General features: G+C 36.4%; 11 protein-coding genes. 6 read left to right on the top strand and 5 right to left on the bottom strand.

Annotated elements, in window-relative coordinates; translation table 11 throughout:
- Positions 1–85: 85 nt before the first annotated feature.
- From ACIQZI_RS01560 to ACIQZI_RS01550, 3 genes are all read left to right on the top strand, one after another.
- A complete protein-coding gene (locus ACIQZI_RS01560) occupies positions 86–481 on the top strand; it encodes a cupin domain-containing protein (RefSeq protein ID WP_403068510.1) in 396 nt (131 codons plus the stop codon).
- A 411-nt stretch (positions 482–892) separates the two neighbouring features.
- Positions 893–1,111, top strand: coding sequence for a DUF1659 domain-containing protein (locus ACIQZI_RS01555; RefSeq protein ID WP_403068507.1), 219 nt, complete (start codon positions 893–895; stop codon positions 1,109–1,111).
- Between the two features lie 28 nt (positions 1,112–1,139).
- A complete protein-coding gene (locus tag ACIQZI_RS01550) occupies positions 1,140–1,358 on the top strand; it encodes a DUF2922 domain-containing protein (RefSeq protein ID WP_403068504.1) in 219 nt (72 codons plus the stop codon).
- A gap of 114 nt (positions 1,359–1,472) precedes the next feature.
- Here the strand turns inward: ACIQZI_RS01550 and ACIQZI_RS01545 are convergent, their stop codons facing one another.
- Both ACIQZI_RS01545 and ACIQZI_RS01540 read right to left on the bottom strand, forming a co-directional pair.
- A complete protein-coding gene (locus ACIQZI_RS01545; RefSeq protein WP_062176249.1) occupies positions 1,473–1,682 on the bottom strand; it encodes a hypothetical protein in 210 nt (69 codons plus the stop codon).
- 261 nt (positions 1,683–1,943) lie between these two features.
- Positions 1,944–5,027: an efflux RND transporter permease subunit gene (locus ACIQZI_RS01540; RefSeq protein ID WP_403068500.1), complete on the bottom strand. Its 3,084-nt coding sequence runs from the start codon at positions 5,025–5,027 to the stop codon at positions 1,944–1,946.
- A gap of 100 nt (positions 5,028–5,127) precedes the next feature.
- Between ACIQZI_RS01540 and ACIQZI_RS01535 the strand changes: the two genes are divergently transcribed.
- Positions 5,128–5,961, top strand: coding sequence for a TetR/AcrR family transcriptional regulator (locus tag ACIQZI_RS01535; protein ID WP_403068497.1), 834 nt, complete (start codon positions 5,128–5,130; stop codon positions 5,959–5,961).
- Positions 5,962–6,212: 251 nt separating this feature from the next.
- On the opposite strand, the gene ACIQZI_RS01530 is transcribed toward ACIQZI_RS01535, so the two are convergent.
- Both ACIQZI_RS01530 and ACIQZI_RS01525 read right to left on the bottom strand, forming a co-directional pair.
- Positions 6,213–6,596, bottom strand: a complete 384-nt coding sequence (locus ACIQZI_RS01530; RefSeq protein ID WP_403068494.1) for a DUF1761 domain-containing protein — start codon at positions 6,594–6,596, stop codon at positions 6,213–6,215.
- A 14-nt stretch (positions 6,597–6,610) separates the two neighbouring features.
- Positions 6,611–7,552, bottom strand: coding sequence for an AraC family transcriptional regulator (locus tag ACIQZI_RS01525; protein ID WP_403068491.1), 942 nt, complete (start codon positions 7,550–7,552; stop codon positions 6,611–6,613).
- A gap of 230 nt (positions 7,553–7,782) precedes the next feature.
- On the opposite strand from ACIQZI_RS01525, the gene ACIQZI_RS01520 reads away from it, so the two are divergent.
- The gene (locus tag ACIQZI_RS01520) at positions 7,783–8,577 is read left to right on the top strand and encodes a histidinol-phosphatase HisJ family protein (RefSeq protein WP_403068488.1); all 795 of its coding nucleotides are present in this window, start codon (positions 7,783–7,785) and stop codon (positions 8,575–8,577) included.
- A 125-nt stretch (positions 8,578–8,702) separates the two neighbouring features.
- Here the strand turns inward: ACIQZI_RS01520 and ACIQZI_RS01515 are convergent, their stop codons facing one another.
- A complete protein-coding gene (locus ACIQZI_RS01515; protein ID WP_403068485.1) occupies positions 8,703–11,006 on the bottom strand; it encodes a glycoside hydrolase family 2 protein in 2,304 nt (767 codons plus the stop codon).
- Between the two features lie 227 nt (positions 11,007–11,233).
- On the opposite strand from ACIQZI_RS01515, the gene ACIQZI_RS01510 reads away from it, so the two are divergent.
- A complete protein-coding gene (locus ACIQZI_RS01510) occupies positions 11,234–12,466 on the top strand; it encodes a helix-turn-helix domain-containing protein (protein WP_403068482.1) in 1,233 nt (410 codons plus the stop codon).
- Positions 12,467–12,614 lie beyond the last annotated feature (148 nt).

Genomic DNA, 12,614 nt, shown 5'->3' with positions numbered 1-12,614 from the left:
TGGGCTATGGATGAAGTATGAATAATCATTTTTTAATTAGACAAAGTTAAATACAGAAAAGTTAAAGAAAGTAGGTATTAAAAAAATGACAAATGAACAATTAAGTAATAGCACAATCTTTCCATTAGGACAAAAAGTTGAAGCAAACTTTATCGGGGATGCATACTTACAAATGGTGTTTACCGATCCGGCGCCCCTCAATACATCAATCGGGAATGTAACCTTTGCTCCAGGAGCTCGCAATAACTGGCACGCTCATAAAGTTGGACAAGTTTTGTTAGTTACAGGTGGTGAGGGGTGGTATCAAGAAGAAGGAAAAACAGCTCAGTTACTCAAAACGGGAGATGTGGTGAATATTCCGCCGAATGTAAAACATTGGCATGGTGCGACAAAAGACAGTTGGTTTGTACACTTAGCAATGACACCGGGAGAAACGGATTGGTTAGAACCTGTCGATGATGAATGGTTTAATGAATTATAAAATTAACGCATCGAGTTATTTGATTCTATGCGTTATTCCTTTTAACGGATATAACTTTCATCTAAATAAAAAAGCCCTACAAGATCGTGTTCTTGTAGGGCTAAAACCATTAGTTCTCTTCTACTTCTTTACGGTTTTCTTGAGTAGCTTAGATAATATTTCATAAACGATTGGTACAACAATTAATGTTAATAACGTCGAATTGGTTAAACCACCGACTACTGTAATACCAAGACCTTTGGAAATTAACTCGCTGCAGCCTGGGCCGCAACTACTGATTGAAGTTAAAGTTTTCAGATATTAATTTTAAAAAAGGCGGAATTCAATCTATAAACTCGTTTAAAAACTTCCCCCCCGATGCTACTTTTTCTGCTTTAACGCTTATAAAGAAAGTGAAAGGAGGTGAGCAACGTGGCAATTGAAATTCTTGAAGCTGTAACAATCCGTTTAGAGTTTGAAACAGGCATGGATGAAAAAGGCATACCGATTGTGAAGCGTAAATCATTTTCCAATGTAAAAACAGATGCTGCGTCAGATGATATTTTAGTGGCAACTCAAGCAATCGCAGGGTTACAAATGCATCCTCTCTCAAAAGTCGCTCAAATTGGGACAACGGTTCTATCCAATTAATTTTTAAAAAATGAAAGGGGTGAAGAAAATGGCAAAAACACTAGAATTATTGTTTCTAACCGAAGGCGGTAAATCAGCAACACTTTCCGTTGCCGATCCAATTGAACCCGTTGACGTAGAAAAAGTGAAAACGGCTATGGATGCAGTCATAGCGAGCAATGTGTTCACAACAGCGTCCGGATCATTCATTAGCGCAAAAGGAGCAAGAGTTGTCGAGCGCAATGTGAGGGAATATGAAGTGAATTAATCAGATGAGACCGAGGCTGCCCTGTCTTTAGGATAAGCCTCGGTCTCTTTTCAATAAAAATAGCGCCAACTTCTATCTTAATAGAAATCGGCACTTCGTTTATTCGCTATACGTTTAGCGTGACGCTTTTGTCGGTTGGCACACTTCACATTTACGTTGGTTATTATTTTTAAATTTCGTAAATGTTTTTTCAAAATTGCTACCACATGCACATTTAAATAGTAACTTTTGCGAAAAACCGTGATATTCCGTCGATAGTAACTTACTTTCCGAATTGTTCGCAACAAATTCTTTAATCTTACTGATCGTCCATCGTTTATTCATTCTCTAACACCTCCATATTTACGCTTTAGCGGAGGCTTTTCTTGGCATCCGTTCAATCATGAGCAAAAGTCGTAACTATCCTAAGTTTCTCATTATAGCATGAGCTGACACACAATCAAACAGGTCGTTATTTTGAACGCATACTAGGCGTCTCCAAACTGATGTAGCATGTTTGATCTACCTGTTCGTATTAAATTTAGTCCCCCTCAAATTGGGGTTTAAAAAGCCCTACAAGATCATGTTCTTGTAGGGCTTAAACCATTAGTTCTCTTCTACTTCTTTACGGTTTTTCTTGAATAGCTTCGATAGGATTTCATAAACGATTGGTACAACAATTAATGTTAATAACGTCGAACTTGCTAGACCACCGATTACTGTAATACCAAGGCCTTTGGAGATCAATCCACCGCCGCCTGAGCCAATCGCTAATGGGATTAATGCACCGATCGTTGCGATTGCGGTCATGAGGATTGGACGTAGACGCGTTACGCCAGCTTCAAGAATCGCTTCACGCATATTCATACCATCACGTTCCATATGAATAATACGGTCTACAAGTACAATGGCATTCGTTACAACGACACCGATTAACATTAATAGACCCATCATAACAGAGACTGAGATCGTTTCATGGCCGATTAATAAACCAACAAATGAACCAATCACTGCAAATGGTAACGAGAATAGGATTGCAAATGGCGCGACACCTTCACGGAATGTGACCACAAGGATGAAGTACACAATCGCAATTGCTGCAGCCATAGCTACACCTAGTTGTGTAAATGTTTCAGTCATGTCTGCCGTTACACCAGCAACATCCACTGTAACACCTTTAGGTAAATCTAATTGATCAATCTCTTTATCTACTTTAGCTGTTACTTTGGAAATATCATCACCAATGATTTCCCCTGAAACCGTTGCGTAGTATTCACCTTTACTACGTGCAAGTGTATTTAAAGTTGTCCCTTTCTTCACGGTTACAAGCTCAGAAAGTGGCATTGTATTGCCTTGCGCTACCGGTACTGGTGTTGCTAAAATATCATCGATTGATTCTGGTTGTGCAGCTTGTTCTTGCTGAACAATTACATCTAATGTATCACCATTTTTTTCAACCGTTGTTAAAACATCTTGTGTTTTTGCTGGGCTTAACATCATGACGAGTTGCCCTGTTGTTAACCCATACTGCAGCAATTCATCTTGTGCTACGTTGAACGTATATTCAACATAGGCATCTTCTGCACTTGAAGAAACATCTTTTAAACCGTCCGTTTTCTTCATTACGTCTTCTACTTGTTTTACCGTTTCATTTAGTTTATCTAGATTTTCACTATAAAATGAGTAGCTTACTTCATTTGTCGATCCCGACATAGATGAGAAGTTTTGGCTCTTCCATTCGCCTGTTTGACCAATGTTCGTCACATACTTTTCAATTTCTGTGCGAACCTCTGGAAAGTTATCCATTTCCGGGTCAAAGATTAAGTACATTAATCCGCCGCCTGCTCCGCCACCCATCATCGCTGACATCTGATCGCCACTATCTGTTACAGAAACTTGAACAATATCAATATCATCACGTTTAAGTAACTTCTCTTCGACAACATGAATGTTTGCTAATGTATCATCCTTAAGCTCGCCTGCTTTTGGTGTGTACGTTAAGTACATCACTTTATCTTCTTCACTACCCATGAAACTAAAGCCGATTAAAGGCGTTAACGCCAAACTACCAGCTAATAAAACAATCGCAATTAGGGAAGTAATCACTTTATGATTCAGTGCCCGATTAAGGACCCCTTTGTACCATTTCGCTAATTTACCAGCCTCTTTATGGCTACTTTCGGTTTTTTCACCATATAACTTCTTCTTAAATAAGAAGTGAGATAGTGCCGGAACGATTGTAATCGCAACAATTAATGAAGCAAAAAGCGCAAACGCCATTGTTAATGCGAACGGCATGAATAGCTCGCCGACCATACCACCAACGAAGATAAGTGGCGCAAATACCGCAACTGTTACTAATGTAGATGACATGATTGGTTTGAACATTTCAATTGTCGCTTCACGTACAAGTGCGCGACCTGTTAACTTCTCTTCTTTTAAATGTAAACGACGATAAATATTTTCAACGACTACGATGGAGTCATCAATTACCCGACCGATGGCAACCGTAATCGCACCAAGTGTCATAATATTTAGCGTAATATCCATCCAGTTTAATATCAGTAAAGCCATGAAAATTGAAACGGGAATCGATACGATCGAAATAATCGTTGATTTAAAATCACGTAGGAATAGAAGAATAATTAATACGGCAATTAAACCACCAAATAACGCTTTTTCAATCATCGTTGAAACGGATTTTTCAATTGGTGCACCTTGGTCAAGCGTTACATCGATGACAAGACCATCGTATTTTGCCTTTTCTTCTTTCACTAACTTCTTCACACTGTTTACAACATCAACAGTGTTTGCTTGTTGCCCTTTGACAATTTGAATCGCAATAGCCTCTTTGCCATTTGTACGTGAAACGGATTGTACTTTACCAACTACATCAATGGTAGCAATATCGCTCAATTTCACAAATGGTGACGGACTTGCAGCTGTTGGTGTTACCGGAATAAGCATATTCTTTAATTCATCAGCTGTCATGAACTTACCGTCGATTGCTACGGCTTGTTCTCCTGCTTTAAACTCGTAAAGACCTAGTGAAACAGCTACGTTACTCGCTTGAATCATTTGCTTTACTTGATCTTCTGTTAAGCCGAGTTCAGTCATTTTTGCTTTGTTATACGTAAGGTCTACTTCTTCAATATGCTGACCTGTAATCGCTGCCGACGCAACACCATCGATTTTCTCGATTTTTGGCAGTAAACTTTCCTCTACCGTTGACGTTAATTCAACGATATCTTCTTTTGAACTACTTACACTTAAGGCAACAACTGGCATCATGTTCATGCTAATCGCTGTAGTTGTCGGCTCTTGTGCTCCTTCTGGTAATTTCACTGCATCTAACGCAGATTGCAAGGCACGTTTCGCCTCGTCCATATCCACACCGTATTCGTATTCCACTTGAATACTTGCCATGTTAGAATAGGAATTTGAATAAACGGATTTCACGTTTTCAAGATTTTCTACCGCTTTCTCTATCGGCATGGACACATCTTCCATTACTTTTTCAGGAGTTGCTCCAGGATATACGTCCATGACCATTAAGTAAGGAATCGATATATTAGGAATCGTCTCCATATTCATTTTTGTACCTGAATAAATACCAGATACTGTAATGATAATAGTAAGCAGCCATACCGCTAGTTTATTCTTTAAGACAAAATTGACTAACCCTTTCACTATTACACCCACCTTAAATTGACTTATCAAGCTTATTTATTTATAGTAATGACTAGTGAGTCATTTGTCAACGATAGGGTATCTAGGAGCGATATAAATAATGATTAAAAAACAATTAATTATGGAAAAGGCGTTAGATCTTTTTGCAAAACAAGGCTTTGAAGCCACTTCTGTTCAACAAATAACAGAACATTGCGGGATTTCCAAAGGCTCTTTTTACTTATCTTTCAAGTCAAAGGACGAATTGATTTTAGCATTGATTGATCATTTTATGATGCAAATCACTTCTGATATTGACTATACGGTCAGAAACACAAATGATGATAAAAAACTTTTATACGAATTTTATTACACCATGTTTCATACGTTTCATAAGCATTCTGATTTCGCCAAAATTCTTATTAAAGAGCAAATACTGTCATTTAATGAAGTACTAATCGAAAGAATGCATAACTATAATCAATTAAACGAGAAAATTATCTTATCAATGATTAAACGTTTATATAGAGAAGAAGTCGAACTGATCAAATATGATTTGATTTATTGTATCAAAGGCTTCATGAGTACTTATTTACAGTTATTTTTATTCTATAACGTACCTTTAGATTTGGAGTTACTGTCTCAATCCCTTGTGGAAAAAACAAATTTACTAGCAAGACATACTACCATCCCATTTATTTCACAAGATCTTGTTGAAATGATTAACCATCCAACGAAAGAAGACGTAACGAAGGAACAAATACTCGAAAACATCGAGCAAAAAATTGAAGAAATTGATGAGTCGATTGAAAAAGAATCGTTAATCCTGCTAAAGCAACAGCTTCTTGAACCAACTTTAAGTCCTGCTATTGTGAAAGGATTACTAGAAAATATTCGAAATCATCCTCATTGTAAATGGATTTCGTATTTACTTCGTCGTTATTATGAATTTTAAAGACTAAGAAAGGCAGAACGCATTAACTTTCGTGCATTCTGCCTTTCTTTACTTATAAATTAGGAAATAACTGAATATCATAAAGCGCCTATTAGGTTGGATAAATAGATAATTTGTTGTCGTTAAGTATTATGGATTTCATGCCTAATAGGCGCTTATCCTTAAAAAGGAAAGCGCCTATTTTTAGAACGAACCATTGACTGATTTGTAGCTAATTACCCTATCAAAACCTACAACAATTGTTTCTGATATTATTGTAAAAGACCGTGCAGCGCTCCTAGTAACGTAAAAATGATAAGGTGGTCGCCTATAACAAGTAAAAAAGCTTTTTTCGTTACAAGTCCAAATAATGTATTTTTCAAATAAACAATCATAATGAGGATCCCAATGATAATACCTACAGCTGCCCCCTCTATTAATCCTTCAGCGCTAGAGACTTGGACGAGTAGGGCAACAAAAAATGAACTAATAAATGCAACGATAACTGAGATAATATATTTCAATGGGCCTTCACTTTGCCCACCCTCTTTATTCTTCCCTAGTAATATCGAATAATAGATGGTTCCATATATCATGTACAAGAATCCACCTGCGATAATTGCCATATAATGAAGTTCACTCACATTAAATAACATACAATTCCTCCGGTCTATTTTGGTTCAATGGCTAAAGCTATTGCACTGATTTTACAAGTAAGAGTTAATGTGCCCCTTACTTCTTCAATTACAACAAGTTCAATCGGATTTCCTAAATACTTGTAGCCACTCTTGGGCAGCCAAAAGCTATACAACTCTGAGTAACACTCTATCAGTTTACTTCTTTCACGATAACTGACAGGCTCGTCAAACTCATACAACACATATTTCCCACCACTAAAAGGATATACTTCTTCGTCATCCCGTCTGACCTCTTCACCATGAGGAATGGTTATACGACAATCGTAGCGACTTTTTTCTGGAGGTGTGATATACGGATTGTTCCTTGGGACACCGAAGATCATTGTATTTTGTTTGATTAACCCTCGCACACTTGACCATCGATAAATATCTTCCCATGCGTCTGGTATTCCATTCATGTAAGAGCCAATATTATGCCTGTTAACAGTTGTGCACGCTGGAAAATGTACGATTTTCACTTTTGATAAGTCTAGCCACTTAAATTCAGTATAAGGGTTTTGATCATTTTCTACTTTCGTATTTGTGCTTAAAAGTTTAGATTTCTTGCTATCATACTCTCTGGGGAACCGTTCTAAATAAGCACCATCTCGCCACCGTTTAGGACTCATATTAAAATATGCTTTAAATGAATAAGTGAAGTATGATAGAGACGCAAAACCGCATATGTACGCAATTTGAGTAATCGGGATCTGCTGTTCATATATCAACATATGTGCAGAATTCTCAAGACGAAGACGTTTCACATAGCCAGCCGGTGTTTCGCCAATGATCCCTTTAAACAATCGTTGAAAATGAAAAGGAGAATACGTAGATACTTTAGCTAACTGGTCTAGCGAAAGATTTTCATCTATATGATCTTCAATAAACTCCACTACTTTATTTATTTGCTTTCGCTGCGCTTTGTCATAATTCATTGTGTTTCCTCCATTACATTTCTATATGAATTTGAGTACAGTTATCATCATATAAACCATATCATGTTCTACGATCCTTCGTTCCAAAATTGATAAAAATATAAGGATTAATTGGAGTTACAAGTATACTGCGTTCTTTCCCCCATTAAGTAGACATCCTTCATTGCCACGTACTGTTTCTTTTGTTAGAATCATGTATCATCAGTCATGAACGGAGAGGATGCCCTGCTATGTATTTAATCGATTATCATCACCATACAAATCATTCGTTTGATTCTACCGCTTCCATGAAAGATGTATGTAAAACCGCCATTGAGAAAGGAATCAGAGAAATTTGTTTCACGGAACACTTTTCGGTTAACCCCCTTGCTCCTACTTATGGTCATATGAATTTCACACATTATTTTAACGAGATCGAGGAATGTCAAGAAATATACGGCAATCACTTGGTTATCAAAGTTGGAATTGAACTTTGTGAACCACACCTGCTTAAACAGGAATATGAAGCGGCACTGTCACCGTTGGATTTAGATTTCATCTTAGGGTCTGTACATAATATTAACAACCTTAAATTACGTAGATTTTTGGAGAATAAGGATACCTATTTAGCGTATCAAAGCTATTTTGAAGAAGTGTACAAGATGGTTTGTTCAGCAGATATAGATGTGATTGCACATTTAGACTTACTCAAACGCTATGCCGTCAAAACGATTGGCATGTATCATTTTGAAGATCACAAAGAGATATTAGAAGCGATTTTAATGAAGGCGATCAAACGAAACATTGGCATTGAAATTAATACTTCAGGACTTAGAGGAAACTTGAAGCAAGCTCTTCCTTCTATTAATATCGTACAACTTTATAAAGATTTAGGTGGCGAAATTCTAACAATCGGTTCTGATTCTCATTTTGCGGACGCCGTTGGTTCGAATTTTGAGGATGCTGTTGATATGGCGATACAATGTGGTTTTACATCGATATTCACTTTTGAGCGTCGAAAGCCGATTGCGATAAATCTCGTATAAGTGGAAAAAGAGTTGCTCATGTAAGCAACTCTTTTTCCACTTATTCACATCTTTCACGTTGCTAGGAGCGTACTGTTACTTACAGATGCTGATCCACGAATCTGCCACTCGTAATTGCGCTTCAATTATGACTTTTTAATTTGTGTTAGTTCTTTATTTAGTCGATACATCAATTTTTCATTGAACAAGTCTTCGTCCATAGACGCGATGAAATCCAACTGCATTCCCTGTGCCATTCCAAACATTGGGTGTTCTGAGAAATTACCTAAATATTTTTCAAGAACGGCTTTCGCTTCTTCATTTTCCATAAGATCTTTAAATGTGTCAGCTGTTGAATACACATCATCAGTAATGTGAATTTCTTCAACTTCTTCATCATCACCTAGATCAGGCATTTGGAACCAGTTTGCTACTAGTCCACCTGTTTCCGCTTCAGGAGCCTCATAACTTGGGTTAGGTTCTGTCACTTTGTTAAACTTAGCTACATCTTGTAATTCAACACCATCATGGTTCGAAATAACTTTGATCTCGTTCATGCCATCTTGTAATTCAATATGTTCAAAAGTAAAGGTTCTATGACCTGATTTCGTTTCTAATTCTTTGCCGTTTACATAAAGCGTGAGTTCCTCACAATTCGAATACACTTTAACAGAAATGGCGCGATCAGCGCGATCGATATAGCGTTTGCTTGTAATATGCACGAATTTTTCATCTGACCAATTTGCTTTATACATATAAAACGCGTCTTTTTTAATCTTACGATCGTATGTGATCAACCCTTTGTTATTTCTTCCCTTAACGCCGCCTTCATCTCTTATATTGGCACCGAAATCAAACATATTCCATACATATGTGGACCAGAGGTAAGGACGTTCCGAGAAAATTTTCCAAACCTTTTCATGATAGAGCGTATGGTATTCTTCCGTATAGTCTTTTACTTTCGGATCATTGCTATGATATTGTAAAATACCCTCTGCCCCGTATTCTGAAATCCCTAATTTCACCGTAGGATTCGTCTTATGGAATCCATCAAGCCAACCGGCAAAATCTTCTGCTTTGCCTTGATACCAACCATAATATTTATTATAGCCAACGATATCTGTCATATAGTTATAATCATCTTTATCTGGCACGAACATCACATTCGCCATTGTCGTTAATCTTGTTGGATCTTCATTTTTTGTTAGCTCATTTAATTCTTTCACAAGTTTTCTAAGTTCTGGTCTTTCACCACTAATTTGGATTTCATTTTGAATTCCCCAGAACATAATTGATGGATGGTTAAAGTTTTGTCTAATTAATTCAATCATTTGTTGTTTGGCATTTATTCCTTCTAATTCCGTTTTTGACATCACAGAAATAAATGGAATTTCAGCCCAGATAACCATTCCTTCTTGGTCACATAAATCATAGAAATATTGGTCATGTTGATAGTGAGCTAATCTAATTGAAGTAGCCCCTACCTCTTTAATTAAGTCCATATCTTCTTCGTGTTCTTTTTTAGTAATTGCCCAGCCCATATCTTTGCGATCTTGATGTCTTGAAACACCATTTAAAGCAAGATGTTCACCGTTTAAGAAGAAACCTTTTTCAGCATCCACTTCAAAGTATCTTACTCCGAAAGGAATCGATAGCTCATCTACAGTATCGTTAAAGCTCTGCAAAGATACTTTCGCTTCATACATATACGCATTTTTTCTACCATTCCATAATGTTGGGTTATCGATCACAACTGGCACTTCAACTTCTTTTGTTTCACGTGAAGCTAGCACGACTTCTTTTGCAGCATAAGCTACTGTTTTTCCTTGTGCATCTACTAAATCGACCCACAGTCTTACTTTCTTTTCTTCTTCATGATCATTGACTACTTTAGATTTAATCGTTAATGAAGCCTTCTCTTCGTTTACTTCTTCTTGAATGACATAGATTCCTTGTGAACCATAGTCCATTAAATCAAAGTGAACATGATTAGCAATCACTAGATTTACATCACGATAGATCCCACCGTAAAAAGTAAAATCGGCCATTTGTGGATAAACATCATCAACAACAGTATTATCTACCTTTACAGCTAGTGTGTTCTTCGTTCCAAATTGAATCACATCACTTATATCAAATCTAAAAGTAGAATAACCGCCTTTATGTTGTCCCAGATGTTGGCCATTCATATAAACATCCGTAATACTGTTAGAGCCGTTGAACTCAATATATACTTTATTCCCTTTTGCTAATGTATCTACGACAAACTCTTTTCGATACCAACAAGCCCCTTTATAAAAATCAAAGCCATTTGCTCCATCAATAGCGTTCCATGTGTGGGGTACATGAACAACTTCCCAGCTTTCATCATTATAAGCTTGGTCCATTGCTTGTCCTTCATCTTGCTTTATAAATTTCCATTCATCATTCATATTAATAATTTTTCTCATTGTAATTCCTCCTAAATTTATCTTTTCATATATGGGAACGATTACATTTCAGATAAAACAACTATCAACTATAAGTACCTTCATGACTAATTCCGTATTCTTACGTTCATTATATTGTAAGGTTAATATTTATAATCGCATTTTTTTGACATAATTAGCATAAAAACGACTTTTTTTGCATATTTACAGATATAATAATTGAAAGAATCCATCGAAGAGGTGATTATATGTCAGAGGAATCAGGATTTTATTTTAATGATTTCTATAAAAAATGTACGATAATAAATGCGATTACTAAAATGGATGTCCGGTTAATTGATAAAGACGGGAATGCTACTTTACAGCTCGTTAATCATCATATTCCCGCTGTACTACAAAACATCAACAATGAGTATTTTACAATTAATGAAACACTAAGAAAGAATGAAACGAATAGCTACTATTATCATGTAAATTCGTTTGGCCTTGAGTATATTGCAGCTGGTATTTGGAGAAATAGCATATTTTATGGTTCCGCATTAATAGGTCCTTTTATTTCAAGTATTCCTAGTATTGGATTTATTAGTGATATTTTATCTACAAACAAGCTGCCTGTTAGTGAACGAAAACAGCTCGAAGAATTCTATACATCCTTAACCGTTATTAGTAGTATGGATTCTAATAGCATCGGCGATTTACTTGTTAATATGTGTATCCATAAACATATTGATTCACAACTCATAACCTCTGAAATCATCACCCCACCACTAAATAAAGAGCAACTAAAAACCAATATTGCTGAAAGTAAAACGATGATCGAGGCTAGATATCAATTTGAGAAGAGAGTAATGGATGCGATCGCAAAAGGAGACAGAGAAGAAATCGCTCGGATTGCAAATGAAAGTAATAGTCTCTTACATATTTCAGATAGAATCCCCGAAAGTCCGATTAGATCTGCCAAAAATATAACTTTGGTTATGAACACGGTTTGTAGAAAAGCTGCTGAAAGAGGAGGAGTACATCCCATTTATATTCATACTATTTCAGAAAAATTTGCTATCTTGATTGAAAGAGCACCGAATCTACCTCATTTAAAGAAATTGGGTATCGTGATGATTAATGAATACTGTGAACTTGTCCAAACATTTTCAACACGTAATTATAGCTTCATCGTCAAAAAGGCAGTTGATTATATTCATTTACACTTAGAAACCCCTTTAACACTTCATGATCTCGCTGCTACTTTACACGTGAATCCTTCCCATCTTTCTCGCAAATTTAAGTCAGAGACGACTATGAATATCATCGATTATATTAATCAAAAAAGGGTAGAAGAAGCTAAGTTATACCTCCAAAGAGGAAATGTATCGATTACAGAAATTGCTTTTATGGTCGGATTCAATGATCTCAATTATTTTAGTAGAGTTTTCAAAAAAATGACATCTTTCACACCATCCCAATATATAAAACGGTTCACTTGAAAGAGCTTCTCTATTATTGTAAAGCCGTAAAATAAACCGAAAGTCTTAAAACAGCTTATTCAAACAGATTAATCCATGACAATTGAAATCCATTGCAATTTTTAACTCACCGAGGGATACTTCCCTTCAGTCTACGCTGTAGTCTATT

The sequence above is a fragment of the Peribacillus sp. NPDC096379 genome (assembly GCF_044762875.1).
Classification (GTDB): domain Bacteria; phylum Bacillota; class Bacilli; order Bacillales; family DSM-1321; genus Peribacillus.
This window is presented reverse-complemented; position numbering and strand designations above follow the sequence as displayed.